This window comes from Runella sp. R5_40, from assembly GCF_057652295.1.
Map to the genome: position 1 here is coordinate 425951 of NZ_JBYFCH010000002.1, position 26986 is coordinate 452936.

General features: G+C 45.1%; 25 protein-coding genes. 16 read left to right on the plus strand and 9 right to left on the minus strand.

Translation table 11 applies throughout. The features are described 5' to 3' along the window. Positions 1-98 precede the first annotated feature (98 nt). From AC23N5_RS06575 to AC23N5_RS06590, 4 genes are read left to right on the plus strand one after another with little or no spacing between them, the layout of a single operon-like run. A complete protein-coding gene (locus AC23N5_RS06575; protein ID WP_487754936.1) occupies positions 99-548 on the plus strand; it encodes a hypothetical protein in 450 nt (149 codons plus the stop codon). A 19-nt stretch (positions 549-567) separates the two neighbouring features. After that, the gene (locus AC23N5_RS06580; RefSeq protein ID WP_487754937.1) at positions 568-1719 is read left to right on the plus strand and encodes a Ppx/GppA phosphatase family protein; all 1152 of its coding nucleotides are present in this window, start codon (positions 568-570) and stop codon (positions 1717-1719) included. 37 nt (positions 1720-1756) lie between these two features. Next, on the plus strand, positions 1757-2887 hold the full coding sequence (locus AC23N5_RS06585; protein ID WP_487754938.1) for a hypothetical protein: 1131 nt from the start codon (positions 1757-1759) through the stop codon (positions 2885-2887). A 57-nt stretch (positions 2888-2944) separates the two neighbouring features. Beyond that, positions 2945-3451 carry a hypothetical protein gene (locus tag AC23N5_RS06590; RefSeq protein WP_183974286.1) on the plus strand — a complete coding sequence of 169 codons (507 nt, stop codon included), beginning with the start codon at positions 2945-2947 and terminating at the stop codon, positions 3449-3451. Between the two features lie 3 nt (positions 3452-3454). Here the strand turns inward: AC23N5_RS06590 and AC23N5_RS06595 are convergent, their stop codons facing one another. The 4 genes from AC23N5_RS06595 to AC23N5_RS06610 form a co-directional block, all read right to left on the minus strand. Continuing rightward, positions 3455-4228, minus strand: coding sequence for a hypothetical protein (locus AC23N5_RS06595; protein ID WP_487754939.1), 774 nt, complete (start codon positions 4226-4228; stop codon positions 3455-3457). 162 nt (positions 4229-4390) lie between these two features. After that, positions 4391-5782, minus strand: a complete 1392-nt coding sequence (gene lpdA / locus AC23N5_RS06600) for a dihydrolipoyl dehydrogenase (RefSeq protein ID WP_487754940.1) — start codon at positions 5780-5782, stop codon at positions 4391-4393. A gap of 130 nt (positions 5783-5912) precedes the next feature. After that, positions 5913-8042, minus strand: coding sequence for a xanthine dehydrogenase family protein molybdopterin-binding subunit (locus tag AC23N5_RS06605; protein ID WP_487754941.1), 2130 nt, complete (start codon positions 8040-8042; stop codon positions 5913-5915). 10 nt (positions 8043-8052) lie between these two features. Continuing rightward, complete coding sequence (locus AC23N5_RS06610; RefSeq protein WP_028524879.1) at positions 8053-8517, minus strand: (2Fe-2S)-binding protein; 465 nt, start codon at positions 8515-8517, stop codon at positions 8053-8055. Between the two features lie 243 nt (positions 8518-8760). On the opposite strand from AC23N5_RS06610, the gene AC23N5_RS06615 reads away from it, so the two are divergent. The 7 genes from AC23N5_RS06615 to AC23N5_RS06645 all read left to right on the plus strand — a co-directional run bounded on the left by AC23N5_RS06615 (position 8761) and on the right by AC23N5_RS06645 (position 17513). Further along, on the plus strand, positions 8761-9780 hold the full coding sequence (locus AC23N5_RS06615; RefSeq protein ID WP_487754942.1) for an Rpn family recombination-promoting nuclease/putative transposase: 1020 nt from the start codon (positions 8761-8763) through the stop codon (positions 9778-9780). Positions 9781-9932: 152 nt separating this feature from the next. Then, positions 9933-11183: an efflux RND transporter periplasmic adaptor subunit gene (locus AC23N5_RS06620; RefSeq protein ID WP_487754943.1), complete on the plus strand. Its 1251-nt coding sequence runs from the start codon at positions 9933-9935 to the stop codon at positions 11181-11183. 7 nt (positions 11184-11190) lie between these two features. After that, a complete protein-coding gene (locus tag AC23N5_RS06625; RefSeq protein WP_183974298.1) occupies positions 11191-12648 on the plus strand; it encodes a TolC family protein in 1458 nt (485 codons plus the stop codon). Between the two features lie 86 nt (positions 12649-12734). Then, positions 12735-13400, plus strand: a complete 666-nt coding sequence (locus AC23N5_RS06630) for an ABC transporter ATP-binding protein (protein ID WP_487754944.1) — start codon at positions 12735-12737, stop codon at positions 13398-13400. Between the two features lie 11 nt (positions 13401-13411). Beyond that, positions 13412-14662 carry an ABC transporter permease gene (locus AC23N5_RS06635; protein ID WP_183974302.1) on the plus strand — a complete coding sequence of 417 codons (1251 nt, stop codon included), beginning with the start codon at positions 13412-13414 and terminating at the stop codon, positions 14660-14662. Between the two features lie 5 nt (positions 14663-14667). Further along, complete coding sequence (locus AC23N5_RS06640) at positions 14668-15840, plus strand: ABC transporter permease (RefSeq protein WP_487754945.1); 1173 nt, start codon at positions 14668-14670, stop codon at positions 15838-15840. A gap of 230 nt (positions 15841-16070) precedes the next feature. Further along, positions 16071-17513: a sigma-54-dependent transcriptional regulator gene (locus AC23N5_RS06645; RefSeq protein WP_487754946.1), complete on the plus strand. Its 1443-nt coding sequence runs from the start codon at positions 16071-16073 to the stop codon at positions 17511-17513. A gap of 99 nt (positions 17514-17612) precedes the next feature. Here the strand turns inward: AC23N5_RS06645 and AC23N5_RS06650 are convergent, their stop codons facing one another. Continuing rightward, positions 17613-18350 carry a 2'-5' RNA ligase family protein gene (locus AC23N5_RS06650; RefSeq protein WP_487754947.1) on the minus strand — a complete coding sequence of 246 codons (738 nt, stop codon included), beginning with the start codon at positions 18348-18350 and terminating at the stop codon, positions 17613-17615. Between the two features lie 6 nt (positions 18351-18356). Here AC23N5_RS06650 and AC23N5_RS06655 point away from each other — a divergent pair, with 6 nt between their 5' ends. Next, on the plus strand, positions 18357-19634 hold the full coding sequence (locus AC23N5_RS06655) for a sensor histidine kinase (RefSeq protein ID WP_487754948.1): 1278 nt from the start codon (positions 18357-18359) through the stop codon (positions 19632-19634). On the opposite strand, the gene AC23N5_RS06660 is transcribed toward AC23N5_RS06655, so the two are convergent. Then, positions 19635-20510, minus strand: a complete 876-nt coding sequence (locus AC23N5_RS06660) for a hypothetical protein (protein ID WP_487754949.1) — start codon at positions 20508-20510, stop codon at positions 19635-19637. 456 nt (positions 20511-20966) lie between these two features. Next, on the minus strand, positions 20967-22232 hold the full coding sequence (locus AC23N5_RS06665) for a DEAD/DEAH box helicase (protein ID WP_183974314.1): 1266 nt from the start codon (positions 22230-22232) through the stop codon (positions 20967-20969). Positions 22233-22393: 161 nt separating this feature from the next. On the opposite strand from AC23N5_RS06665, the gene AC23N5_RS06670 reads away from it, so the two are divergent. The 4 genes from AC23N5_RS06670 (at position 22394) to rlmB (ending at position 24791) form a co-directional block, all read left to right on the plus strand. Continuing rightward, positions 22394-23209, plus strand: coding sequence for an Fpg/Nei family DNA glycosylase (locus AC23N5_RS06670; RefSeq protein ID WP_487754950.1), 816 nt, complete (start codon positions 22394-22396; stop codon positions 23207-23209). An 88-nt stretch (positions 23210-23297) separates the two neighbouring features. Next, positions 23298-23609 carry a 50S ribosomal protein L21 gene (gene rplU / locus AC23N5_RS06675; RefSeq protein WP_028524867.1) on the plus strand — a complete coding sequence of 104 codons (312 nt, stop codon included), beginning with the start codon at positions 23298-23300 and terminating at the stop codon, positions 23607-23609. Positions 23610-23654: 45 nt separating this feature from the next. Further along, on the plus strand, positions 23655-23915 hold the full coding sequence (gene rpmA / locus AC23N5_RS06680) for a 50S ribosomal protein L27 (protein ID WP_028524866.1): 261 nt from the start codon (positions 23655-23657) through the stop codon (positions 23913-23915). Between the two features lie 87 nt (positions 23916-24002). Then, positions 24003-24791, plus strand: coding sequence for a 23S rRNA (guanosine(2251)-2'-O)-methyltransferase RlmB (gene rlmB, locus AC23N5_RS06685; RefSeq protein WP_487754951.1), 789 nt, complete (start codon positions 24003-24005; stop codon positions 24789-24791). A gap of 47 nt (positions 24792-24838) precedes the next feature. Here rlmB and AC23N5_RS06690 read toward each other — a convergent pair whose 3' ends face one another. Together AC23N5_RS06690 and gmd are read right to left on the minus strand one after the other, a co-directional pair. Next, positions 24839-25762 carry an Rpn family recombination-promoting nuclease/putative transposase gene (locus AC23N5_RS06690; RefSeq protein ID WP_487754952.1) on the minus strand — a complete coding sequence of 308 codons (924 nt, stop codon included), beginning with the start codon at positions 25760-25762 and terminating at the stop codon, positions 24839-24841. A 107-nt stretch (positions 25763-25869) separates the two neighbouring features. Next, on the minus strand, positions 25870-26985 hold the full coding sequence (gmd, locus tag AC23N5_RS06695) for a GDP-mannose 4,6-dehydratase (protein ID WP_183974322.1): 1116 nt from the start codon (positions 26983-26985) through the stop codon (positions 25870-25872). Between the last annotated feature and the right edge of the window lies 1 nt (position 26986).

The window sequence follows — 26986 nt, forward strand, 5'->3', positions numbered from 1 at the left end:
ATTCTTACTTGGTTCTGTTAAAATAGTTTCGGTACTTCGTCTGTTACTTGGCAGCCTAGTTATTACATCAAAAAACAATTAACAATCATTAACCAATCATGGAACCTCAACAAGAACGCGGATTTTGGTCACAACTCACTACTTTTTCAAAAGTACTCATCTTTTTGGTCGTTGCAGGCGTGTTAGGTGGCTCGGCTTGGTATATTTTGAAAAACGGAAAGGAAGAAACAGCAACAACGACGGCGAGTGCTGATACAGTTGCGGTATCAGATGGAGCAAGCACTTCGGTTTCGACAGATAAAGTGGCTTCGGATAGCAAAGAGCCCGCGAAAGTAGAAGAGAAAGCCCAGCCTAATGTAAGCGACGTGGCCGTTGATGAGGCTCCTGCGGCGGCAAAAGCGGCCGAACCTGCCAAAAAGGTGACGACTACGGCACCTAAAAAGGCAAAAGCAACGACCAAGAAATCGGTGACGAAAAAGGAGTCGGCAGAACCAACAAAACCTAAAAAGAAGTCGAAAAACAACGAAGATGTTGAAGTAGATATCTAGGGTTAAAATTTCTCTAAACATGAAAAAATACATCAATAAAGGCTTGCTCATGCTTCTTGTTTTTTGCATGGTAGCCTTACAAACAATAGCACAAACGCCCAAATACGCAGGTTATCGCGGCGGGTTTGACATTGGCTCGCAGGGAGTAAAGCTGTCGGTGATGGGCTTTTATTTCCAAAACAACAAACTGCGCTATAAACTGGTTTATGACCGTCAAGAAACAGTAGGGCTGGTAAAAGGCATGGAAACTAACGGGGGAAAACTTCGCCCCGCTGATATTCAAGAAGCGATTGCTTTTGTGCAAGAAATGATGGAAGATGTGAAGTCAGCGTATAAACTCACCAACAAAGACTTTATCATTTATGCGTCTTCGGGGGTGAATATTGCTTCTAACATTGGCGATTTAGACGCACTAGCCCAGAAAAACCTTGGAATGCGCGTAAACATCAATATGCCTGCCAAAGCGGAAGCCACCTACGGCGCAAGGGCAGGATTAGCCCGCGAAGACTTCGATTCGGCAATTTTGGTCGATGTGGGCGGGGGAAACACCAAAGGAGGGATTTTGCAGAAATACGTTGGAGCCGATGGCCGCGAACGCTATACCTTCAAATCGTATAACATCGAGTACGGAGCCCGCCGCTTGTCGGAACGCATTTTGAAACGTACCAACGGATTTGAAGCTTACGTTCAGGATTTGAAAAGTATGGTCGAAGACTCCATTGCGCCGCTGATTCGTTCGTCGCTCAACGATAACCCTGAGATTCGCTCGGCAACTCGTAACATTGTTTATACCACAGGTGGCGTTTCGTACCAGTTTATCACGTGGTTGGTACCCGAAAAAGTACAGGACGAAATCATCGAGTTTAAGTACGACGATTTATTGAAGTTTTACAACATGCTTCGTACACCCGACGGATGGTCGGAGTTTGAAACTCGCAAGTTTGATAACGTCAAGGATGCAAAGCTGAAAGAGTTGATGGTACGCGACCTCGACAAAGCCACCAAAAAAGTATATAACCGCGATGCGTGTCTAGCGGGGATTTCGTTGGTACTACAAGCGATTCGCGAAATTGGTAATCCAGAACGTAAAACCTTCTATTTCACCCGAGATGCGTATTGGATCAACACCACCGTTTATGATACGTACAAAGGTGATTTTCAAGCTAAATAAACCTATTTTTGACAAAGTATAACCAATTCTTTTTCTCATGGACAATAATCAAGCATTGACAAAATTGAGCGATCTGCCTATCTTGAAACATTTGGAGGGTGGAGAAAATAAATTAAAAGTGTTGCCAGAAAACATGGCCAACTGGAAAAAAGGCGAAAAATCCATTGCATGGTTTGTCGGACTTATCCTGATGCTGGGGATTTTATACGGCTTTTTTATGTTCGTACTACCCGTCATTGTGGCGGCTTTTACGAAGGCACTAGCCGCATTGGTGGTGGTAGGTACGGTGGTATTAGGCGTAATGTTGGCACCGTTTATTTTTAAGTTGTTCCGTCGTTTGGTGCGTGGGTTACACAAGTTTCTGATTAAAGTAGATCCCTTTGGAGAGCTTGACGACCAATTGGACAAGATGAAAGATTCGCGTCAACAATTTGAAAAAGTAAAGGCCGAAATCAACGCTTGTAAAATTCAAATGAAACAAGAAGCGGTAAAAGCCGAGAAACTAGCCAAAGATGCGGGTCAAAAAGTAGTGTATTGCCAAGAAGAAGCCAAAGCATTGAAAGTGAAGCTAGACAAAATGGTGGAAAAAGGAGGTGATAACGCCCGCGAAACCGATGATTTTGTAGAACTTGAAGGCAAACTTAACGCGGCCATTGGCGACGGGAATCGCGCAGTTTCGGAAGCAGAAACGTACAAGCGATTGGTGGATACGTTTGGGTCTCGTGCCAATGTGTTTGCCAAACTTGACCGCAAGTTGGTAGGCTACGGCCACGCGTTTGACGAAAAATTGAAAGATTTTGCCACGAGTATTAACTTGCTCAAAACAGAGTCTCGTGCGATGGCTGCGGCCAACAACGCTACCACTCGCGCTCGCAAGGTGCTGGGTCAAGGCCAAGATTGGCAGTTGGACTACGCATTGGAAGTGATTTCGGGGCAAATTGCCAGCGACATTGCCAGTACGCAAGCCAACATTCGCGATTTAGACAGCATTGTAAGAGACTTTAATCCAAACGACGAACGTGCGTATGCTCGCTTGGAGACCTTTGCCAACCAAATCAAAGGAGGCGAGTTTGAAGTAAGTGACTCTAATCGGATTTCAAACCCGAACTACAAGCTCACTTCTGAGCAGAAAAATGCGGGTGGCGGTATTACAGATATTTTTAACTAGGATAATGCAACTTCCCGAAAGCTACAACCTTTCGGGAAGTTTTTTTTGACGCAACCCATGACCTTACAACAGTTTTTTGACCGAATTGGAGAACGCCCTGATTGGGTGCTTTTTTATTTTGCAGTAGTGCCATTGATGGCGTTTTTGGCAGGACTTCTAGGTAAAAATGAAGGACATATTCCGCCGTGGAATTACTTCTATGCGTTCTTGATTTATTTGATTTGTATTCCAGGGATTTTCTCCGTAACCCTCAACGTGTATCTGTTTTTGTTTGAACGGCGTAGTATCTTCGATTTCAACATTTACACCCAAATTCTTCCCTTTTTCTCCATGTTTCTGACCCTTTGGCTGATTCGCCGAAACGTGGTGTCGTTTGATTACATCCCAGGCTTTCAGAAACTCAGTGGCTTGGTACTCATGATTTTTGCCACGATTGCCCTTATGTGGATTGTAGATCGTACGCGCATAGTAGTTTTCTCGTACCTCAAATTTGAGTACGTGCTAGTCATTTTTGCGTTGCTGCTCGTGTTATTACTGTGGGGATGGCGCAAGCTCTTTGGCTAACTACTACAATTCTTCTACCGAACCTGCTCCCAACTCCTGAAGGAGAGTTGTCCAATACTGCGTCACCGTAGGGTTGTTTTCTTTGGTGCTACTTGTGGGCTCAAACGGTAACGCAATTTTGATAGAAGATGCACTCAAGGCATACTGCTGCATTTGTTTAGCGTCGGCCTTGGCCCATTCGTCGGCTTGCGCGTTGTCTTTAGGAGGGTTTGAGTGAAAATCGCGGCGATTGGTACCTTTCATGCTTTCAATCATGTCACTTAGGTAATATACCCGTACCTCAGCGCCCGTTTCAGCCGCTTTGGTAATAACGGGCAAACTCGCCCAAATGTCGGTTTGGCGCTGCGACGCTCCTACATTCTGCACATTAAGTTTTGCCAACAATTGCTTCAAGAAAATCATGCGTTCCCGCTGAATGCCAAGGTCGGCGGTGGTTTCGGCCGCTTCGCGGTCAGTGGCGTTCATGTGGCTGACATCGTCCACCTCAGTGCGGCAAGTGAGCGACAGCGCGCGGGCTTTTTGGGTATTTTCGTGAATAAAATACACCTCCATTTTATCGCCTTTCTGGTGAATGTTTTGTTCGACCAAATCGGTTAGAATCTGCTGGTATTTTTGCGTAACAAAGGCTTTATTGACGTTTACGCTTTGGGTTTTATCCATAAAAACCAACGTATAAACGGGGCCTTCCGTAACAGGCTTTTTTTCGTTTTCGGTAGAGCAGGCAAAAAAGAATACACTTGTAGCGAATACAATGAAGTAGGATAAGAGACGAGTCATGGCTATGTGAGATTTGACGCGAAGGTGGTGATTGCAGTGTTAATTCGCAATCCAAAACGGATGAGTGGTTTAATTATTGCAAAATAAGAACGAAAAAAGCCCTTAACCAAACGAGCTAAGGGCTTTTTTCAAAGGTAGTTAGGTACTACCAGTGTATCTATCTTACAAGTGAATTACTTCGCCATAAGCAGCGGCAGCCGCTTCCATAATGGCCTCAGACATGGTTGGGTGAGGGTGAACCGATTTAACGATTTCGTGGCCTGTCGTTTCGAGGTTACGAGCTACCACTACTTCGGCAATCATTTCGGTTACATTGGTTCCAATCATGTGAGCGCCAAGCCATTCGCCGTATTTTGCATCGAAAATTACTTTCACAAATCCTTCGGGAGCACCTGCTGCTTTTGCTTTACCCGAGGCTGAGAAAGGAAACTTGCCTACTTTGATTTCGTAGCCCGCTTCTTTGGCCGCTTTTTCGGTATAACCTACCGAGGCGATTTCGGGTGAGCAATACGTACAGCCAGGAATGTTGTTGTAGTTGAGTGGGTGCGGATTCTCTCCTGCAATTTTTTCTACACAAATAATACCTTCGGCTGAAGCAACGTGCGCCAAGGCTTGGCCTTTGGTAACGTCGCCGATGGCGTAGTAGCCAGGAACGTTGGTTTGGTAATAATCGTCCGTAACGATTTTGCCACGCTCCAACTTAATACCCGTTTCTTCCAAACCGATGTTTTCAATATTGGCGACTACACCCGCCGCAGAAAGTACCACGTCAGTCTCAATTTTAATTTCGCCCGAAGGAGTTTTTACGGTCGAAACGCAACCTGCGCCGCTGGTATCTACTTTCTCAACACTTGAGTTGGTATAGATTTCAACGCCTAGTTTTTTGTATTGTTTTGCCAACTCTTTCGAGATTTCTTCGTCTTCTACAGGAACGATGTTTGGCATAAACTCTACAATGGTTACTTTGGTGCCCATGCTTGCGTAAACGTACGCAAACTCAACACCAATTGCTCCTGAGCCAATCACCAACAACGATTTAGGTTGTTTTTCGAGCGACATTGCTTTGCGGTACTCGATTACTTTCTGACCGTCGATAGGGACGTTAGGAAGTTGGCGAGCACGGCCGCCAGTAGCGACGATGATGTGGTTGGCAGTATATTCGGTTTTCTTACCGTCGTTTTCAACTTCTACTTTTTTGCCAGGCTTAACGCGTCCGAGGCCATCGATGATGTCGATTTTATTTTTCTTCATCAAGAAATTTACCCCTTTGCTCATCCCGTTTGCAACGTCACGGCTACGCTTAATAACAGCACCGAAATCGGCTTCTGCACTGCCTACCGTGATACCGTAATCTTTGGCGTGGTTGATGTACTGAAAAACTTGGGCACTTTTAAGCAATGCTTTGGTGGGAATACAGCCCCAGTTCAAGCAAATTCCACCGAGGTGTTCTTTTTCAACGATGGCTGTTTTCAAGCCCAATTGTGAAGCACGGATAGCAGCTACGTAGCCACCAGGCCCGCTGCCGATAATTATTACATCGTACTGTGAAGCCATTTCTTCTAATTTTGAGTAGTTGGATGTTCGAATTGTGGGGAGATTGTTGCTGGGAAAGCAAACAACCTCCCTGAAAACGAACGCAAAAATAGGCTTAAAAGTTGGTTTGACAAGTAACTATCCGCAAACCCTAACCGAGCGGCCCATCTTGGTCGGCAAATGGCTGATTGTAGAGGCGTTTTCCTGTGGTTTTGAAAATCGCATTGGCCAATGCTCCTCCCGTTGGTGGAAGTGCAGGCTCGCCCAAACCTGTTGGTTCAATGCCGTTATTCACAAAATGAGCTTCAATGTCTGGCACTTCATTGTATCGAATGAGGCGGTACTTGTTGAAATTTTCTTGCTGTGGAGCCCCATCTTTGAAGGTCAAGTTGCCATACATAGCGTGACCAATTCCATCGACAATCGCGCCGTAAATTTGGTTTTTGGCACTACTTTCGTTGATGACGATTCCACAGTCAACCGCCGCATACACTTTCTTCAAAACAGGTTTTCCTTTTGCCATTGTCATTTCGGCCACCTGCGCTACGTACGATGCGTGAGAGAAATAAACGCTAAAGCCTTGTGAGACGCCTTTTTTCTTTTTACCCCAACCTGATTTTTCAGCGGCCAACTTAATCACCTCACGGAAGCGCTTAGTTTCGTATGTGATTTTACCGACGGGGCTCTTTTCGGCTTTGTCCAACAGCTCAAGGCGGAATTGAACGGGGTCTTTGCCCGCCGCCGCCGCAACTTCATCCAAAAACGCTTGTTCGGCATAGGCCAAGAAGTTGGTGATAGGTGCTCGCCACGGGCCTGTTGTAATCGGAGATTTATAATCAGAGGATTGAATCAATAAGTTTTCAACAGCTCCCGCTGGGAAGTTATCTTGGCGGGTAGAGTTTCCTGCGTTCAAACCCGCCCCGTGGAGCATAAAGGCCGTCATGTTTCCCGCCTTGTCGATGGACGCCTTGAAACGATAGCGAACCGCTGGGCGATAAATACCTCCCGTCATGTCGTCTTCGCGCGTCCAAGTTACTTTAACAGGCGCTTTGATGATACTCGATAGTTCGGCAGCTTCTACGGCATAATCGGTGTTGAGACGGCGTCCGAAGCCGCCACCCATGCGCGTCAGTTCCAACGTCACTTTTTCAGGAGCGATGTTGAGCATCTTGGCGATTTGCTTCTGGGCTGCTTCGGGCGTTTGGCTAGGGCCCGCTAACTCAATGCTATCTCCTTTGAAATGGGCAAAGAAGTTCATGGGCTCCATCGGCGAGTGGGGCAAAAATGGGCACTGGTACTCTGCCTCGATAACCTTGTGAGCATTCTTAAAAGCAGCCTCTACATCGCCGTCTTTGCGCTGTACCGTCACGTTGGTGCCGTTGAGCATTTCTTTGAACAAACGGTCGTGGTCGGCAGAACTTTCAAGGTCTTTTTCTTTTTCCCACTCAATTTTCACCGCCTTGCGGGCTTGCATTACTTCCCAGTTGGTCTTACCCACAATCGCCACTTTGTTTCCAAACGAAACGACATGGAGAATCCCTGGCATTTTTTTGGCTTCGGTGGCATCAAACGACTTGAGTTTAAGACCAAACGCAGGCGGACGCTGAACTTGAGCGTGGAGCATCCCTGGACGTTTGTAGTCAATCCCAAATAGGTTTTTACCCGTCAGGATATCCTTGTTGTCAACGCCTTTGACACGGCTTCCGATGAGGCTAAACGACGAAGTGGCTTTGAGTTTAACTTCTTTCGGAATGGGTAGTTTAGAGGCTGCAACGGCAAGGTCACCGTAAGCGATTTTTTTACCCGAACTGTGAATCACCATCCCTTTTTGGGCGTTGCATTCGCTGGCAGGCACGCCCCACTGCTGAGCAGCTGCTTCGATAAGCAATGCGCGAGCTGTAGCGCCTGCCTTGCGGAGGCGTTCCCACGAGTGGCGAATCGCACCGCTCCCGCCCGTCAGTTGGCGTTCAAATTTTTTCGTATCGAGCGGTGATTGTTCCACTTTTACCTTTTCCCAGTCGGCATCAAGTTCTTCGGCAACGATGATGGGAAACGCCGTTTTAATGCCCTGACCGATTTCGGGGTTGGGTGAAAATATGGTAACAGTCCCTGAGGGAGAAATAGCTAAGTAAGCATTGAAGTCGATGGCGTCAGCGGCCGCTGTGCCCACCACTTGAGGCTGAAAAGCCTCCGAGGAGAACCAACTAAACCCCAACACCAAGCCACCACCTGCGGCGGCAGTCGTTTTAAAAAAATCTCTTCTGGATTGATTTGTGCTCATGTTCGTAGGGTTATTTTTTCATTTTGGTTGCCGCCACTTTTACTGCATCATGGATACGGTGGTAAGTACCACACCGACAAATATTGCCGACCATCGCTTCTTCAATGTCTTTATCCGATGGGTTGGGATTTTTAGAAAGTAAAGCCGAAGCGGTCATGATCTGACCCGCTTGACAATACCCACATTGCGGAACATCCACTTCGTCCCAAGCTTCTTGGACGGGATGAGTGCCTTTTTCTGAAAGCCCTTCAATAGTCGTGATGTTGGCGGCAGAAACCGCCGAAATTGGAAGCACACACGAGCGCGTTGCATCGCCGTTGACGTGTACGGTACAAGCACCGCACATGGCCATTCCGCAGCCGTATTTAGTGCCAACTAAGTCGAGGTGGTCGCGCAATACCCACAAAAGCGGGGTATTGGCATCGACATCAACAGGATAGTTTTTGCCGTTGATTTTGAGTTGAAATAATGCCATGTTAGAGAAGATTAAAGTTGAAACTATAACATAAAGTCAGTCTAAAAAGTTAGCCTTGACGCAATGAAAGGTTATTTTTCGCGACGAATCGTGGAAGATTCAAGATTAATAACCCAACTAGGTAACAGCTTGATACTTTGGGTGGTTGATTTCGTCTAAGCCTAAAAGCTAGACTTAATACAAAAGTAATTCATCGTCAAAGTTTATCTATAAAAGGGTAACTTTGTTTAAAATTAGTAGCTCATGGCCTTAGAAGATAAATACGTAAACCCTTTCACTGACTTTGGTTTCAAGAAACTCTTTGGTTCTGAACCCAATAAGGACTTGCTTATTGATTTTTTGAACGAAGTCGTCCTGCCAAGTCGTCATAAAATCGCTGATTTGTCGTATGCTAAAAACGAACATCTTGGACAAAAAGAACTTGACCGCAAGGCCATTTTTGATTTGTATTGCGTAGGGACAAACGGAGAACACTTTATTGTAGAAATGCAAAAAGCGAAACAAAATTATTTTAAAGACCGAAGCGTATTTTATGCGTCTTTTCCGATTCAAGAACAAGCAAAACGCGGAGATTGGGACTTTAAATTAGCCGAAATATATACCGTTGGGATACTAGATTTTGTTTTTACGGAAGATAGCGACAAAAAAGAAGTCCGCCACGAAGTAAAGCTCAAAGACCAAAACAACCGTATTTTTTACGAAAAACTGACGTTTATCTATTTAGAAATGCCTCATTTCACCAAAACGGAGGCTGAGCTTGAAACAGCTTACGATAAATGGCTGTATGTACTGAAGCATCTTCCTTATTTGGAAAAGCGCCCTGTGGCTTTGCAAGAGAAAATTTTCACTAAACTATTTGAAGCGGCTGAAATCGCGAAGTTTTCGGCAGCAGAATTAGCAGGGTACGAAGCCAGCCTAAAATATTACCGAGATTTAAAGAATGTGATTGATACAGCAGTCGCAGAAGGTGAACTTAGAGGTAAAACAGTAGGGCATTTAGAAGGCTTACAGGAAGGATTAGAACAAGGTTTACAAGAGGGTCTAAAAAAAGGGATCGAGCAAGGAATAGAACAAGGCATTGAACAAGGCATTGAACAAGGCATTGAAAAAGGCATTGAAAAAGGCATTGAAAAAGGGATAGAACAGGGAATGATTGAAAGCAAGAAATTGATTGCTCGTTCTGCATTGGCCGAAAATATGCCTATTGAAATTATCATGCGCTTAACAGGACTGTCGCAAGAAGAAATCGAAGCCTTGCGATAAGGCTTGTTTATCGTTCTCATTTTCAAACAAAGTGTTCGAAATCGAACACTTTTTCTTTTTTAAAACAAAGCTAATATTCTGATAAATAAACAATTGACTTCTGGTACAGGTATTGAAGCCATTAATAGAAAAACAGCCAAAATTTTTCAAAAATGGACAGAGAGTTACCAGAAGAAAGTAAAAAGCAACAATCGCGCCGCCGTTGGCTTTGGATAGCTGTAGGCACAAGCGGGATTGTCCTTGCCGTATGGTTGCTGCGAAATTCCTTTGGAAATAGCATCAACCAAAAAGACGTACGGCTCGCTACTGCAGAAGTGGGAGACGTTGAAAATACCCTTACTGCGTCGGGCGAAGTCCAGCCCGATTTTGAGGCCGTTATTACTAGCCCTATTACCGCGGTCATTCAGCAAACGTACCTAGAGCCTGGGGCTTCGGTGAAGGTAGGCGACAAAATTTTGGAGTTGGACAAAGAGTTTACCCAATTAAGCTTTGATAAACAAAAAGACCAACTCGAACTGAAACGCAACGGAATCGTCAAACTTCGCTGGGAGCTGGATAAAAGCGTGTATGATTTGAAAATCAATGACTCCATCAAAGGCTTAAAAATCAATAGCTTTCGAGCGGAAGTAGAAAATGCCAAGCGACTGTTTCGTGCAGGAGGAGGCACACGGGAGGCCATTGAGCAAGCAGAACAGACGTTACGCATCGCCCAACTCGAAAAACGCCAACTCGAAAATGACATTCGGATTAAGCAACAAACGGTGAAGGCCGACATCAAAGAGTCGGAAATCGAGGCGCAAATTCAGGCGAAAGATTTACAGGAACTTCAGCGCAAACTGCAACAAGCAAATATCACGGCGAACCGCTCGGGGGTATTGACCTATGTCAACAAAAACATTGGCTCGAAAGTCTCGGAGGGCGAAGTGCTGGCGCGTTTGGCCGATTTGGGTGGGTTCAAAATCATCGGGGCTATTTCGGATAATTATGCCGAGCAAATCAGAATCGGTATGGGAGTCGTGGTCAGGGTTAATGAGACGTTGCTTAGAGGTACGTTGACGAATATCTCTCCTTCAGTTCAAAACAACATTGTCAATTTTGACATTCAGCTCGACGAGAAAGGGCATAAGCTTCTACGCCCTAAAATGAAGGTCGAAGTCTTTCCAATTACGGATGCGCACTCGAAAGTTGTTCGGGTGGCCAATGGCGCAGGTTTCACGGGAGTTCCTGTTCAGGATGTGTTTGTCCTTCGCAACGACGGGAAAGCCGAGCGTCGCACGGTAAAGGTCGGCTTGGCTAACTTTGATTATGTCGAGATTTTGGAAGGTATCAAAGCGGGAGAAAAGGTGATTATCTCAGACATGAACAAGTTTAAAAACGCGAAAGAGGTCGAACTTATTCCCTAACAGCAGCATGAAAAAGAGATATTTATCCGCATTTATTGCACTTATACTGTCCTTTGGGGGGCAAGGAGGGAAGCTTTGGGGGCAAGTGGGGGTGACCCTTTCGGAAGTAGTAGAAATGGCTCGTAATCAGTCGATTTCGGCACGACAGGCGGCTACTACCAAAGAAACTAAGTACTGGGAATACCGTACGTTTTTGTCGAATTACAAACCGCAACTAACCCTCAACGGAAATTTGCCCGCTTTCAGTCGGTCGTTTATTGAAGTGCGTCAGCCCGATGGAACGATTCAGTTTCAACCCGTTCGGAACAACAACTCTTCCTTGAACTTGTCGTTGAGCCAAAGTATTGCTGCCACGGGAGGCAGTATCTATGCGACATCGCAGTTACAGCGTTTTGACGATTTTGACCGTAAAAATACCCTTTACAACGGTACCCCATTTGCCGTTGGGTATATGCAGCCGTTGCTACGCTTCAACTCGTTTAAGTGGGACAAAAAAATTGAGCCATTAAAATTCAACGAAAGCCAACAAGCCTACGTAGAATCGTTGGAACAAATTTCGTTGCAGGCCAGTGGATTGTTTTTCGATTTGTTGTTGGCACAAGTCAATTTACAGATTGCCGAAACCAACTTGACCAATACCGATGCGATTCTAAAAGTAGCCAAGGAGAAGTTTGAATTGGGAAAAACAAGCCGCAACGAAATTCTTCAATTGCAGTTGGAGTTGCTCAAAACCCAAAAAGCAGTAGGCGTGTCGAAGCGTGATTTAGAAATCGCATCGCTCAATATGAAAAGCTTTATTGGCCTTCAAAACGAAGGAAAACTCGTTTTGAATACGCCACGCCCTCCTATTGCAATGGTATTATCAACGGAGAAGGCCATTGCGGAGGCATTTGCCAATCGGGCCGATGCCATTGGATTTAGTCGTCGAAAGTTAGAGGCAGAGCGGGCTGTATCCAAAGCCAAAGGAGATAACGGGCTCAATGCCACACTGACGGCCACGATGGGGTTTTCGAACCGAGGGCAAACCGTGCCTGAGCTGTACCGCAAACCTCAAGACCAACAAACCGTTCAACTACAACTTGACATCCCGATTTTGGATTGGGGACGGTCGAAGTCGCGTACCAAAACCGCCGAAGCACAGCGCCAGCTAACACAGTATGCCGTGGAGCAAGACCAACAAAATTTTCGCCAAGAAATTTACACCCAAGTATCTCTCTTTGAGATGCTTCGCGACCAGCTAGCGCTCACCGTCGAAGCCGATAGCATTGCCTCAGAAAAATACAAAATTGCCCAAGAACGCTACGTATTAGGCAACTTGAGCATTACGGATTTGAGCATTGCTTTTACCGAAAAAGACCAAGCCAAGCGCGATTATATCTATGCCTTGCGCGATTATTGGGGAGCCTATTATAAACTCCGTCAGTTGACGTTGTACGATTTTGAAACCAACAGTAAATTAAAATAACCCCACCCTGCCCTTCCCCTGTAGGGAAGAAAGAGTTATTCTCCTTCCCTACAGGGGAGGCGATGAGGTAAAACCAAAAACAATCCATGATACAGCTAAAAAACATCGAAAAAGTCTATCGCACAACCACGATAGAGACAGTTGCGCTCAACAAAGTGAATTTGAGCGTCGAAAAAGGAGAATTTGTGTCGATTATGGGGCCTTCGGGTTGCGGAAAAAGTACCCTGCTCAACATCATCGGGCTACTCGACGAGCCTTCGAAGGGGCAAGTGGAGATTGACGGAAAACAAACCAACGGTCTTTCGGATGCGGAATTGGCGAGTTTTCGGAACCAAACCCTCGGGTTTATTTTCCAAAGCTTCCATTTGATTAATGACTTACCTGTCTTGGACAACGTGGAATTGCCCTTGCTCTACCGCAACGTGTCGAGTGCCGAACGCCGTCGCTTGGCCTCAGAAGCACTCGAAAAAGTAGGGTTGAGCAACCGCATGAAACACTATCCCAACCAACTTTCGGGTGGACAAAAACAACGCGTGGCCATTGCGCGGGCCATTGTAGGACAACCCGAAATCATCTTGGCCGATGAGCCAACGGGAAATTTGGACAGCAACATGGGGAACGAGATTATGGATATTTTACTCACGCTCAACCAGCGCGATAACGCCACGATTGTGATGGTAACGCACGACGAAAACATGGCCAAACGCACACATCGTTTGATTCGATTATTTGACGGTTCACAGGTATCCTAATTTTTAAAACTATGCTATTTAATTACCTAAAAATCACCCTTGCCGTGCTGAAACGTCGAAAGTTTTTTACGTTTATCAGCTTGTTTGGCATCAGTTTTACGCTCACTATCTTGGTGGTGGTCACGGCTTTTTTCGACCACTTGGTGTCGGCAGGCTATCCCGAAGTGAACCGCGATAACTCACTTTATGTGTGGAATATCAAGGAAAAAGATACCAAAAATGAAGGATCAAGTTCAGGCCCTGTTAGTTTTTCGTTTATCAATACGTACATTCGGACGCTCAAAACGCCCGCAAAAGTGGCCGCAGTGAGTATGTTCAACAGCATCAATATTTACCTGAACAACCACAAAATCAAGGTGATGTATCGCTACACCGATGCTAACTTTTGGGAAGTTACTTCTTTTGAATTCTTAGAAGGGAAAAGCTATACTGCTCAAAATATTGCTAACAACGATTACGTGGTGGTTATCAACGACAACGTGCGGGATCAGTACGTAGGAAAAGGACAGCCCGCCGTTGGAAAAATGCTCGAAGTCGATAATGTAAAGTACCGCATCATTGGGGTGGTGAAAGGATGCCCCGTCACGCGTCTTCATACGTCTTCTGACTTGTATTTCCCCTACAACACTTCAAAAGCCGATTTGAAAAAGACCGCCTTGCGAGGGGATTACATCGCACTTATTTTGCCTAACAATCCCAATGATAAGCTCAAATTACAGGAAGAATTTAAGGCCGTTGCGTCTAAAATAAAACCTACAAAAACGGGTGACAAATGGTTTAACCCTGACAAATTATATGTATTTGCCGATACCTATTTTGTAAGCTTTACGCGCGAGCTAAAAGGCTCAGGCGACGGCGACGGGTCAGCGTTCATTATTTCTATTCTCCTTGGCGTTGTTCTGCTCTTTATGTCGCTTCCTGCCATCAATTTGGTAAATGTCAACATGAGTCGAATCATGGAACGGGCGTCGGAGATTGGCGTGAGAAAAGCGTTTGGAGCATCGAGCAAAACGCTTGTGATGCAGTTTGTGATTGAAAATATCATCCTGACCCTCATCGGCGGTGTGATTGCCCTGATTCTGTCATCGTTGGTAATTTTTTACATTAACCAAAGCAATCTCATTGCCTACATCGACCTAAGTTTCAACTGGAAAGTGTTTTCGGTAGCGATTCTGGTTAGCTTATTATTTGGGTTGTTGTCAGGGGTTTATCCTGCTTGGAGAATGTCAAAATTACAGGTAGTAGATGCCTTAAAATATTAAAAGCCATGATAAAACATTTGTTTAAAATCATCTGGAAGCGAAGAAAAAGTAACTCCCTGATGATGACCGAAATCTTCTTTTCTTTCTTAATCTTGTTTGCGGTTTGCTCGCTTGGGGTGTATAATTTTCAAAACTACCTGACGCCCGCTGGCCTAGAAACCAACAACGTTTGGGTAGCTTTTATCAACTTCAATACCTCAAGCGACACGGCGAAGATGGAGTACAAAGAGTTGGTCAGCCAGCAACTGAAGCGTTATCGGGAAGTAGAAAGTTTTTCTTATACGAGCGCCAACGCCCCGTTTACGTTTAGTACGATGAGCAACAGTTTTGCCTATAACAAGAAAAAAGCGTCGAGCGATGTCATCACCGTAGAACCTGATTTTCCTAAAGCGATGAGCATGGAAATAACGCAAGGCCGTTGGTTTACGAAGGCAGACATTGCGGGCAATTTTGTACCTGTCGTCATTACCAAACACTTAGCCAAGGAGTTATTTGAAACAGAAGACGCTGTTGGAAAAGTCTTCGGGGGAGGTGAAGAGTCGGCAGGAAGTAAAAAAATGAAAGTGGTTGGCATGGTTGATTATTACAAACACAAAAGTGATTTTCAAGAACTTGACAATACCCTTTTCCGACCTTCTGAAAAATGGGACGATACCATGGTATTAAAAGTGAGAGCAGGAAGCGGAGCCGAGGAGGAAGCCAAAATTGTACGGGAACTGGCACGCCTTGGCAAAGATTGGACCATTGAAATTCAACAGATGGACGAAATGAAATCGAACCGTAATAACCTAGTGTTGGTGCCTGTTTTGATTTTGTTGATTATCTGCGGCTTTTTGGTCTTCAACGTCGCTTTGGGGATGTTTGGGGTATTGTTCCAAACCATCAATCGCCGCAAGCAAGAAATTGGCGTTCGCCGCGCTATGGGCGCTACCAAGGGAGCAATTTTATGGCATTTTATTGGAGAAACGGCCGTTATCGCCACCTTTGGCCTGATTTTAGGGTTATTTTTTGCCGTTCAGTTTCCGCTGCTAAACGTTTTTGACGTGAAGGCAAGTGTATATTTATTCGGCATGTTATTGGCTGTCATTGGTATATACATACTCGTCGGTATTTGTGCCTTTTACCCAAGCCGCCAAGCATCGGTGTTGCAGCCTGCGGTGGTACTTCATGAAGAATAGCCTATAAAAAGTAAAAGGCAAAAAGCAAGGGGCAAGAAAGGCAAGAGGTAAGAAATAAGAAAGGCAAGAGGCAAAAAAGCAAGGGGGCAAAAGCAAATTTTTCTCTTACTTATTGCAATTTTGCTCTTTGCATTTTGCCCCTTACTTTTTATCTTTTGCCTTTTGCCCTTTGCCCTTTGCCCTTTGCTAATTTGCCTTTTGCTAATTTGCCCCTTGCTAATTTACGCCCCATGCTCCTAATCATTGACGACGATATTGCAGTTTGTACTTCACTTTCGCTTTTGGCGCGGAAGGAGGGGTTTGACGTGGCCGTTGCACACAACCCTGACGACGCGTTTCGGATTCTGAAGCGGCACGAAGTGGCATTGGTATTACTCGATATGAATTTTTCCAACGAAACTTCGGGCAGAGATGGGTTACAAATGCTTCAAGAGCTAAAGACCTTGAAACCAACATTGCCCGTGATTCTCATTACGGGCTGGGCTACCATCGACTTGGCCGTACAAGGAATGAAACTCGGCGCGGCTGATTTTATTAACAAACCTTGGCAAAACGCGCATTTAATACAGTCAGTGCGGACGGCTTTGGCGTTGGCCCATTCAGAAGTAAAGGGCAAGGAGCAAAGGGCAGAAGAAATGCCAGATTCCTCACCGATTGCCCCTCGCCCCTTGCCCACTGCCCTTTCCCGCCGTGCGTTGGACAAACAATTCGATTTTGGACAAATCGTGGGAGAGTCGCCGCAGTTGGTGCAGATTTTACAGACCATTGGCCGCATCGCCCATACCGATGCCTCGGTGCTGATTTTGGGAGAAAGTGGCACGGGAAAAGAATTGGTAGCCGAAGCCATCCATCAAAACAGCCAACGCGCCAAGCGACCGTTTGTCAAAGTCAATTTGGGGGGCGTTTCGACTAGCCTTTTTGAGTCTGAAATGTTTGGACACGTTCGCGGGGCGTTTACCGACGCTCGTTTTGACCGTACGGGACGCTTTGAAATGGCGAACCGAGGGACGATTTTTTTGGACGAAATTGGCGAGCTCGATGCCAGTAGCCAAGTCAAGCTGTTGCGGGTATTACAAGACCGCACCTACGAGGTGTTGGGAAGTAGTAAAACCAAATCGGTGGATGTTCGGGTCATTTGCGCCACGAACCGAAACCTCGAAGAAATGGTAGCTAAAGGTACTTTTCGGGAAGATTTGTTGTACCGCATCAATTTGATAATCATCCACTTGCCCGCCTTGCGTGAGCGTCCCAATGATATTCCACTGTTGGTGGAGTTTTTTGTGGATAACTTACGCCAAATCTACCAACGGCCGCATTTACAGGTAACGCGAGAGGCATTGCAGTGGTTAAAAAACCTGAATTTGCCTGGGAATATTCGGCAGCTTAAAAATTTGGTAGAACGTACGGTACTGATTAGCCATCGCGACGTGCTAACGATTGAAGATTTTCAACAAAACTACCAAGGGACTAAAAATTCGGCACTCTTCCCTTCTCCTTCATCACTCCCAGATGTGGGCAGTATGACGCTCGAAGAAATGGAAATTCAGATGATTCGTCGAGCGATGGAGTTTCACCGCGGGAAAGTGGCGCGCGTGGCTAAATCGTTGGGCATTACGCGTTCCGCACTTTATCGACGTTTGGAAAAGTTTAATATCCCTTTTGATGAAGAGTAAAGTAAATAAGTAAGTAAGTAAGTAAATGGGCAAATTTGCAAGTGAGGCAAAAAGCAAAATTAATTGATACTTCACATAGAGCCGCTAAGGCTGAGATAATCAGTCTTTTGTACCCTTTGCGTCATCGCGACTTTGCGTGAATTGATTGGCATTAACACCCAAAAAAAACGATTCTAGCAAAAGGGTATTTTCGGAACGTTGGTACCAATCGTTGAAAACAAGCTCTAACATATTGACGTCAAACGTACCAAAATCGTGCGCATAAAATGCTTGAAGACGCTCCACAAAAGCAACGGGCTGCACGAGCGGGACACGAAAGCGAATTACAGTCGAATGCGCCGTTTGAATGCTATAACGCTTATCAATAGAATGCTGCAACGACGACGTTTTGAAGGTCGTTCGGAGGTCGTTCCGAATGGCCGCCAAGGTGTCATCCATCGGAAAACCTTGTACAAGTACGCAGCTTGCGGAGGCGGTAATGCCCGAAAAACGCACCCGAAAACCCGCATACTTTTTAACAACCTCACGGATTCGGTCAATGTACTCCTGCGGATGAATCGCTGAAAGTGAAAAACCTTCGTAACACGAAATAATCGACAAGACGGTCAGATGAATATCCGTCAAAGGGTAGTAATATTGCTGAGGTTCTAGGAGAAATAACGCATCAAGCATCGTATGAATTTGCTGCTTACTTTCTGCCGACGGCCGCGCAATAAGCGTAATACCACGACGTGTATCAGCGGGAGAGTCAATCAACGGGTCGTACTCAAAAAGACCCTTCGCGAATCCTTCGTTGGCCGCGAGCCACATCTGTTGGTAATGCGCTTCTAAATTCATGGAGTTATGAGACTAGGCACCAAATTTATTGTTTTTATTGCTATCATTCATTTGGTAGCCTTGGGACTTTCGTTCGCTATTTTTTTTACAAAGCCGCTGCTGTTTATTCTTTCGGAAGCGTTCATTTTGCTTTCGCTGTTTTTTGCGTGGCAGGTATATCAAGACCTCATTCAGCCGCTAAAACTGTTGATGACGGGCGTGGAAGCCATTCACGACCGCGATTTTAACGTTAAGTTTTTAAAAACGGGCAAGTACGAAATGGACCAACTCATTGAGGTTTATAACCAAATGATTGACCAACTTCGTACCGAACGGACGCAGCAACAAGAACAGCATTATTTTCTCCAAAAACTCGTTGCCACTTCGCCAACGGGAATATTGATGTTGGATTTTGACCAACACATCACCGACCTAAACCCCAAGGCCGAAGAAATAGTGGGAATGCCCGCTCGGCAACTTCTTCAACTGTCGCTGACCGAAAGCTCACATCCGATACTACAAGCATTGAGTCGCTTGAAAACGGGCGAAGCGCGCACGTTCAATTTCAACGGAGTAGCGTTATTTAAATGCCAAAAAGCCCATTTTATCGACCGCGGTTTTCCTCGGTATTTTGTGATGTTGGAAGAACTAACGGCGGAGATTTTGGCCGCCGAAAAAAATGCCTACGGCAAAGTTATTCGCTTGATGGCCCACGAAGTCAACAACTCGATTGGCGCCGTTAACTCGATTTTAGACTCGACTTTGTATTATTTGGACGAAAATCCTGACGTCCAAAGTGCGGTGCGGGTAGCGATGGAACGCAACGACCACCTAAACCAGTTTATGCGAAACTTTGCGGACATCGTTCGTTTACCAATGCCTCAAAAACAGCGTCTTGACTTGCACGAATTGCTTCAAAACATGGCTAAATTGATGGAATTTAACGCCCGAAGTCGCGAAATAACGTTGGAGTGGGCGCTTCATCCCCAACCGATTTGGCTTGACGCCGACCGTCAGCAGTTGGAGCAAGTGCTGGTGAATGTACTCAAAAATGCGTTTGAGAGCATCGGGCGTGGTGGAAAAGTCGTCTTCAAAACGTCACCGTCTCAGTTGGAAATCATCGACAGCGGCGCAGGAATCTCCGCCGACGTGGCGGCTCAGTTGTTTACCCCATTTTTTTCTACCAAGAAAAACGGGCAGGGAATTGGCCTCACCCTTGTGCGTGAGATTTTGCACAACCACGGTTTTTCCGCTTCCCTCCAAACCGAAGAAGTGGGGAAAACGGTGTTTCGAGTGGGGTTTTGATTATTTCACCGTCAAATTTTCTTGATGAATAATATTGTTTTGAATATCTCTTTGTACGATGATAAACTTGCCCTTGGGGAGATAGAGCGTATAAGTAGGAAAACCGTCGTAGGTTTGGTCAGCAGGTATGAGTGAGTGGATATTTTTCGTCTTTTTTACCTCTTTTTGGTAATAGGCTTGAACCAAAAAACAGTTTTCTTTAAAAGTTGAAACGACTACTTTTTCTTTGGATATACCGAATGCTTGTATCCAATCCGGGCGAGCTTTATCAGTGATTGTCGGCGGATGAATGAGGTAAAAATCGTACGTCTTGGGTTTATTTCTGTAAAAGGGTTGGCCGTTTTTCAATAAAATAGCCGTCTTCTTGATATTATGTCTTTGAACTAGATAATGATATCCCAACTGAGCGACACTATTGGTATTTCCTTCCGTATATTGTTGCTGATTGATAGATAGAGGCTCTATTCCTGTAAACAATTTTAAGAAATACCCCATTGGTTTTAACTCGTCAAATGTTTTTTCAATGTGTCCATAGCCTGCATAGACAAATACCTTACTGTTGGGATTTTTCAGTAACACGTTTGAAATAGTATGGGCTTGCATGGCTTCTCGGTCTATCATATCCCCTACAAATTCGTACGGGACAAGGGTGAATCCTAATTGGATAGCATACCGAAAAAACTCAGACAGCATTGGGTCTAAGGCATAATACCCAAGAGAGGGGGATGGAATAAAATTGGCGCGATGGATGTATTGATTAGTTGGGTTATGCAAAGCTTCCGCCGCTAAATATCGAAACCCTTTTTTGTATAAATAATCAAGTAAAGTATAAGCAAAAACACGATTTAAACTCTTGTGATGAGACTCGTTCAGCATCACAATTTTTGACGTGTCAATGGAGGCGTAAAGTTGGTTGATGTTGCCTAAAGCTAAACTATCATAACGCTTGATACTCGCTTCACTAAGTTCGATTTTTTTGGTGCGACCTACATTTTCGGAACTGTCAAAAAAAGCAATAGCACTGCGGGAGTCGCCAATAAATGTTGCAGCAATTCCTGTGTCGTAATAGTAGTCACGTAGTCTTCCTTGAGTATTATAAAAGCTCTTATTGGCTAATTAGAATTTAAGTGACGAAATGTAATCTATTTCGCCATTCGAATTTATCAATATCTCCCTATACGTCTTTTTGGAAAATGTAGAGTCTATTGGTGCTGAAATTGAGGCATAAAGGCGTTGCAGCCCCGTACTTTGAGCCAATACACTGGTTGAATTCAGCAAGAATAATAATAACAAATGAATGTGGCACGTAAAGAAACGCCTCATAATTTATTTCTATCCTCGTTTTTTCTTTCCTCTCTTTCTCCCCTGACGGAGTTTTTTGTCTGCTTCGAGGTCTTCAATTTCTTGGAGAAGCGACTTAATATTGCCTGCGGGGTCGTTGCTTGTGTCCACAATACCGTCGTATTCGGCTTTGCTGAGTTGGAGTACCGTAACGGGCTTTCCTACATATTCTTCAATGGCGGTCAATTTCGGTTTTTCCTCCGTACTACAAAACGATACCGCGCTTCCGCGTTGTGTCCCACGGCCTGTACGCCCCACGCGGTGTACGTAGTTTTCGACCTCGTCGGGCAAATCGTAGTTAACCACATAGTCCACGTTCGGAATGTCAATTCCACGGGCACTGATGTCGGTCGCAATCAACACCTTGGTTTTGCCACTTTTAAATGCTCCCAGTGCCAACGAACGCTCTTTTTGCTCTTTGTCACCGTGCAACGTCATGCTTTGAATTTCCATGCGTTCGAGCGCATGAGCCACCCGTTCGGCGCGCACTTTAGTCCGCACAAACACCATGATTTTACTGTCGGGGTGCTCGTTGATGAGGCGTTCCAAGAAAAACCGTTTGTCGTCCATCTCGACGTACGTCACAAAATGGTCAACGTTTTTAGAGACGGGGTCTTTGGGTGAAATCTGAATCCGAATGGCCGCGCTGTGAATAATGGAATAGGCCAGTTTTTTGATTTTATCATCAATTGTTGCCGAAAAAAACAGCGTTTGCCGACGGCGAGGCAAGTGTTTGAGCAAATCACGAATGTCTTTGATAAAGCCCAAATCGAGCATGTGGTCGGCTTCGTCGAGCACCAATAGTTCCACACGTTCGAGGCGTAAATGACCTTGGCTCACCAAGTCAAACAAACGCCCTGGCGTGGCTACCACAATGTCCATCCCCTTATCGAGACGGGCGATTTGTGGGTCTTGGGCTACCCCACCAAACAACGCCAACGTTTTTACGTCGCTTCCTTTGCCAAGGCGTTCAAATACCTCCGTGATTTGTAGCGCCAACTCGTGCGTAGGTACCATGACCACGCACTTTATGCCGTCGGGGCGGCGCGAATTGCGTTTGCGCTCGTGGAGCAAATGAAGAATCGGAATCGCAAAAGCGGCCGTTTTTCCCGTTCCCGTTTGAGCAATGGCCAATACATCTTCTCCTTTCAAAATCGACGGAATCGCTTTGTATTGGATGTCGGTGGGGCGGCGAAAACCTAATTTTTCGAGGTTTTGTTTTACAACGCCAGAAATGTGATAATCTTCAAACTTCATTTGCAGCTAATATCAGAGGTTGATTCTGCAAAGGTACGAAGTAGATTGGTGATTTGACACTAAGTGCGCTTTTAGGCCAAAAACCTCATCGAAAGTAAGCTAAATCGAAATCAAATAGGCGTCAAAAATGGTTACTAAACCAAACCTAATGCGAGTTAACCATGCCTGAACTACCCGAAGTCGAAACCTACCGCCATTATTTTGAAGCCACTTCTCTTCACCAAGCCATAGAAGCTATTGAGGTAGAAGACCGAAAGCTGCTTACAACCGACTACGCTACGCTCACTGAAACGCTTGTGGGACAGTCGTTTGTGGCTACGCGGCGGGTGGGCAAAAATTTGTTTGCGTTTACGGACGGAGGGCACACGCTCCATCTTCATTTTGGGATGACGGGCGATTTGGAGTATTATCATTCGTCGTTGCCTCGGCCTCGCCACGCGCGCATCGTTTTTGTGTTTCGTTCGGGCTTCAATTTGGGTTTTATTTGTCCCCGAAAATTTGAGCGCATTGGACTCGTTTCTAGCGTAGAAGATTATTTGAAACGAAAAAAAATTGCCCCCGATGGTTTAGAAATTACCTTGGAACAATTGACTGAAACTATCCAAAAACGTAAGTCTCCGATTAAGCCTGTGCTTCTTGACCAAAGTACCGTAGCGGGGATTGGCAACTGGATTGTAGATGAAGTTTTGTTTCAAGCCAAAGTACACCCCGAGCGGTTGGCTAATGAACTTACTCCGTCTGAGCTTGAGCAGATTCACTCAGCGATTGGGTTTGTATTGCGTACAGCCATCGAGCACGAGGCCAATTATGGACTTTTTCCACGCTCGTTTTTGATTCATGCCCGTGAGTGGGACGCTTCGCCCTTTGAGCATCCCGACCAGCACAAACGCTGCCCCGAAGGCCACGCCGGCATTGTGCAGACCCGAGTAGGCGGGCGAGCTACGTACTTTTGCCCTGTATGTCAAGTAATTCCCTAATATTTTTCAAACAGAAGTTGTTAAATCCTACGGAATCCCTTATTTTTGCACTCCATTTTTGGAAAAAACTGTTTTAATCATAATCATCATGTACGCAATCGTAGAAATCGCGGGACAGCAATTTAAAGTAGAAGAGGGCCAAGAAATCTTTACCAACCGTTTGGCTGGTGACTTGGACGCTGCGCTCGTATTTGACAAAGTTTTGTTGGTGGACAATGCAGGTGCCATCAGCGTAGGCGCGCCGACGGTAAACGGTGCGAGTGTAAAGGCTACAATCGTAGAACACCTTAAGGGAGAGAAAGTAATCGTTTTCAGAAAGAAACGCCGTAAAGGATACGAGAAGAAAAACGGTCACCGTCAAGCTTTGACTAAGGTTAAAATCGACGCAATCGTAGCTTAATTTTTTTCTTAAATAGCTTTTTGAAATTTTTAAATACCTAAAGAAATGGCACACAAAAAAGGTGTAGGTAGTTCGAAAAACGGTCGCGAATCAGAAAGTAAACGCCTTGGCGTTAAAATTTTCGGTGGTCAGCCAGCCGTAGCGGGTAACATCATCGTTCGTCAGCGTGGTACTAAATACCACCCAGGTCGTAACGTAGGTGTAGGCCGTGATTATACGCTTTTTGCTTTGACAAACGGTGTGGTTAAGTTTAGCCGTGGCCGTGACAACAAGTCATTTGTTCATATCGAATTGGCTGAAGCATAAGCATTTTTTACAGAGAAATTTTGGTAAAAAACCCGTCTGAAGATATTCGGACGGGTTTTTTGCTACCATGCTCTAAAAAATAATCCCATGGCATACCAACGAGACGAAACCCCCAAACGCCGCATTCATACCACTAAACCCGTGGACAAGGCTCGCGAAAAAGAGCTTATTTTTGGGTTACAACCGCTTTTAGAAGCGCTCCGCGCAGGGACCGAAATTGATAAAATTATGGTCTATCGCGAACAGAGTTTCGCCGAAGTGATTCAGTTAGCCAACGAGCGCGAAATACCTGTTCAGCGCGTTCCGATGGAAAAACTGAATAATATTACGGGAAAAAATCACCAAGGAGTCATTGCGTTTATGTCGGCGATTCGCTACGTTTCGCTTCACAACGTATTGGCTGACATCTATGAAAGAGGCGAAGTGCCGTTATTGTTGCTCCTCGACCGCATCACCGATGTCCGTAACTTTGGAGCTATTGCGCGTACGGCTGAGTGTATGGGTGTTCATGCGTTGGTAGTCCCCATGCGTGGAGCGGCTCAAATCAATAGCGATGCGCTCAAAACCTCTTCAGGTGCGCTCAATCACCTTCCTGTTTGTCGTGAAAATAACTTGATAGATACAGTGCAGTATTTGCAAGATAGCGGTGTTCAGGTAGTGGTTTGTACTGAAAAAGCAGCACAGGTTACTTCAAATATTGACTTTACGACTCCTACGGCTATTGTAATGGGCTCGGAAGAAGATGGCGTATCCACTGATGTGATTCGCCGCGCAAACATGGCCGTAAAAATTCCAATGACTGGAAAAGTAGCTTCGTTGAATGTATCAGTAGCTGCGGGCATGATTATCTACGAGGCAGCTCGCCAACGGGGATAAAAATACACGTCAAAACGGCTATGAGGCGGGTTATTTCAAGTCCCGCCTCATGCGTTTTGTTGACGTACGTTTTGAACAAACTCAAGAGGGACTGAAGCTAATTCGGCGATTTTAGCATCGTCAAAATCAGTTTCCTTTAACAGCCTGCTCACAAAGACAAAGTTACGCTCATAGCGTTCTTTCTCAATGCCTTTCTCAATACCCTTTTTCTCTCCAAGGCGACGTTCTCTTTCTAACACAAACTCTACGATTCCCATTGTTTCTTTTGGTTTATTTAGGAGTTGCTCAATGGCTTTATCAAATTTAACATCATTTTCGTTCTTTCCAAAACGTACATACAACTTTAAAAAGCCCATTAACGCTTCTATTTTATCCCGAGAATATCCCTTGCTTATCAGCCGTTTAAGTAAATCTATTTTTTGGTTTAATAGTTCGCTTTCGGTCACTTTCCCTTTTTGCAAGGCTACCAACACAGTTAATACGACCATTGCAAAAGGATTATTGCTGTTGGTTAATACTTCTGAGTTTTGCTCTAGGACTTTATACGTGTTAAAATCATATCGTAATTTGGTTCCCAAATAAGACTCCTCGAAATACAGCGGTTTAAAGCGCTTGTTTTTATCCGTTAAGATAGCGAAAGCAGTAATCGGGCGCTGGTATCTGTCATAAATTCGATAAAAATACTGAAACATTCGATGAGCAAATAGATTATCGGTATTGGCTTGTACTTCAATATGTACCAAAATCCACTTTTCATCACCCGTTTTAGTAAATACTTTTATCAATTTATCAACGTATTTCGGGGAGAAATCGTCAGGATTTATTGGAAAAAGCTGTTCGAGTTCCTTATCTAAAAACTCAAAAGGTTTTCCAAAATCAAACAGCTCTTCGGCATTATCAAAGAAAAACCTCAGAAAATCGTCGAAAACGTCTTCTAAAATGGCTTTCCATAGACTATCGTCTCGTTTCATACATCAAAAAAGGTTGTGTAATCAAAAAATAGTTACTAGCTCCTATAAACAACAACGCCCTGAAAGCCGAAGCTTCAGGGCGTTGTTGTTTGTGGAAAAAATATATACTATTCGTAGTAGTTCAATGTACGGTGGCCTTCGCGTTCAAGCAATTGGTCACGCTTGAAAATGTCCAAATCTGCTTCTACCATTTCTTTGACGAGGGCAGGGAGGTCATATTTAGGAATCCAGCCTAGTTTTGTGTTGGCTTTGGTAGGGTCACCAATCAATAAATCAACTTCGGTTGGGCGGAAATAGCGTGGGTCGATGCCTACCACTTCTTTGCCCACAGGTAATTGATAACTTGGGTTGTTGCACTTGGTAACAACGGCCATTTCATCAACCCCTTCTCCTTTAAATTCTAATTCAATGCCTACTTCAGCAAACGCCATGCGCACAAAATCACGAATGTAGGTAGTTTTTCCCGTGGCAATGACAAAATCCTCAGGGGTATCTTGTTGCAACATCAACCACATCGCTTCTACGTAATCTTTGGCGTGGCCCCAGTCGCGTTGGGCGTCGAGATTACCCAAAAATACCTTCTCTTGAAGTCCCAAAGCGATACGTGCTACGGCGCGGGTGATTTTACGCGTCACGAATGTCTCGCCGCGAAGGGGTGACTCGTGGTTGAACAAAATCCCGTTTACTGCAAACATGTCATAGGCTTCGCGGTAATTGACCGTAATCCAGTAGCCGTATAATTTAGCCACGGCGTAAGGAGAACGTGGATAAAAAGGCGTAGCTTCTGATTGGGGAACGGCCTGTACTAAACCGTATAGTTCGGACGTAGAAGCTTGATAAACACGTGTTTTCTTGGTAAGACCCAACAAACGAACTGCTTCCAAAATACGCATCGTTCCTAAGCCGTCAACTTGAGCGGTATATTCGGGTTCGTCGAAACTCACTCGTACGTGCGACTGTGCCCCGAGGTTATAAATTTCGTCAGGCTGGATTTCCTGAATCAATCGAATGATATTGGTCGAGTCCGATAAATCTCCGTAGTGAAGCACCAAACGAACGTCGTTTTCGTGGGGATCTTCGTAGAGGTGGTCGATACGTTGGGTATTGAACAACGAACTACGGCGTTTGATACCGTGAACTTCGTATCCTTTATTTAGTAAAAATTCGGCCAAATAAGCTCCATCCTGACCCGTGATACCCGTAATGAGTGCGCGTTTTTTCATC

Excerpts from the sequence above, each read along its gene's own strand:
- rlmB (WP_487754951.1), top strand. The coding sequence starts at position 24,003 with ATGGCATACCAACGAGACGAAACCCCCAAACGCCGCATTCATACCACT.
- AC23N5_RS06580 (WP_487754937.1), top strand. The coding sequence starts at position 568 with ATGAAAAAATACATCAATAAAGGCTTGCTCATGCTTCTTGTTTTTTGC.
- AC23N5_RS06595 (WP_487754939.1), bottom strand. The coding sequence starts at position 4,228 with ATGACTCGTCTCTTATCCTACTTCATTGTATTCGCTACAAGTGTATTC.
- AC23N5_RS06575 (WP_487754936.1), top strand. The coding sequence starts at position 99 with ATGGAACCTCAACAAGAACGCGGATTTTGGTCACAACTCACTACTTTT.
- AC23N5_RS06610 (WP_028524879.1), bottom strand. The coding sequence starts at position 8,517 with ATGGCATTATTTCAACTCAAAATCAACGGCAAAAACTATCCTGTTGAT.
- AC23N5_RS06640 (WP_487754945.1), top strand. The coding sequence starts at position 14,668 with ATGATAAAACATTTGTTTAAAATCATCTGGAAGCGAAGAAAAAGTAAC.
- rpmA (WP_028524866.1), top strand. The coding sequence starts at position 23,655 with ATGGCACACAAAAAAGGTGTAGGTAGTTCGAAAAACGGTCGCGAATCA.
- AC23N5_RS06660 (WP_487754949.1), bottom strand. The coding sequence starts at position 20,510 with ATGCTGAACGAGTCTCATCACAAGAGTTTAAATCGTGTTTTTGCTTAT.
- rplU (WP_028524867.1), top strand. The coding sequence starts at position 23,298 with ATGTACGCAATCGTAGAAATCGCGGGACAGCAATTTAAAGTAGAAGAG.
- AC23N5_RS06615 (WP_487754942.1), top strand. The coding sequence starts at position 8,761 with ATGGCCTTAGAAGATAAATACGTAAACCCTTTCACTGACTTTGGTTTC.
- AC23N5_RS06630 (WP_487754944.1), top strand. The coding sequence starts at position 12,735 with ATGATACAGCTAAAAAACATCGAAAAAGTCTATCGCACAACCACGATA.
- AC23N5_RS06690 (WP_487754952.1), bottom strand. The coding sequence starts at position 25,762 with ATGAAACGAGACGATAGTCTATGGAAAGCCATTTTAGAAGACGTTTTC.
- AC23N5_RS06635 (WP_183974302.1), top strand. The coding sequence starts at position 13,412 with ATGCTATTTAATTACCTAAAAATCACCCTTGCCGTGCTGAAACGTCGA.
- AC23N5_RS06655 (WP_487754948.1), top strand. The coding sequence starts at position 18,357 with ATGAGACTAGGCACCAAATTTATTGTTTTTATTGCTATCATTCATTTG.
- AC23N5_RS06665 (WP_183974314.1), bottom strand. The coding sequence starts at position 22,232 with ATGAAGTTTGAAGATTATCACATTTCTGGCGTTGTAAAACAAAACCTC.
- AC23N5_RS06645 (WP_487754946.1), top strand. The coding sequence starts at position 16,071 with ATGCTCCTAATCATTGACGACGATATTGCAGTTTGTACTTCACTTTCG.
- AC23N5_RS06605 (WP_487754941.1), bottom strand. The coding sequence starts at position 8,042 with ATGAGCACAAATCAATCCAGAAGAGATTTTTTTAAAACGACTGCCGCC.
- AC23N5_RS06670 (WP_487754950.1), top strand. The coding sequence starts at position 22,394 with ATGCCTGAACTACCCGAAGTCGAAACCTACCGCCATTATTTTGAAGCC.
- AC23N5_RS06620 (WP_487754943.1), top strand. The coding sequence starts at position 9,933 with ATGGACAGAGAGTTACCAGAAGAAAGTAAAAAGCAACAATCGCGCCGC.
- AC23N5_RS06590 (WP_183974286.1), top strand. The coding sequence starts at position 2,945 with ATGACCTTACAACAGTTTTTTGACCGAATTGGAGAACGCCCTGATTGG.
- AC23N5_RS06650 (WP_487754947.1), bottom strand. The coding sequence starts at position 18,350 with ATGAATTTAGAAGCGCATTACCAACAGATGTGGCTCGCGGCCAACGAA.
- gmd (WP_183974322.1), bottom strand. The coding sequence starts at position 26,985 with ATGAAAAAACGCGCACTCATTACGGGTATCACGGGTCAGGATGGAGCT.
- AC23N5_RS06625 (WP_183974298.1), top strand. The coding sequence starts at position 11,191 with ATGAAAAAGAGATATTTATCCGCATTTATTGCACTTATACTGTCCTTT.
- lpdA (WP_487754940.1), bottom strand. The coding sequence starts at position 5,782 with ATGGCTTCACAGTACGATGTAATAATTATCGGCAGCGGGCCTGGTGGC.
- AC23N5_RS06585 (WP_487754938.1), top strand. The coding sequence starts at position 1,757 with ATGGACAATAATCAAGCATTGACAAAATTGAGCGATCTGCCTATCTTG.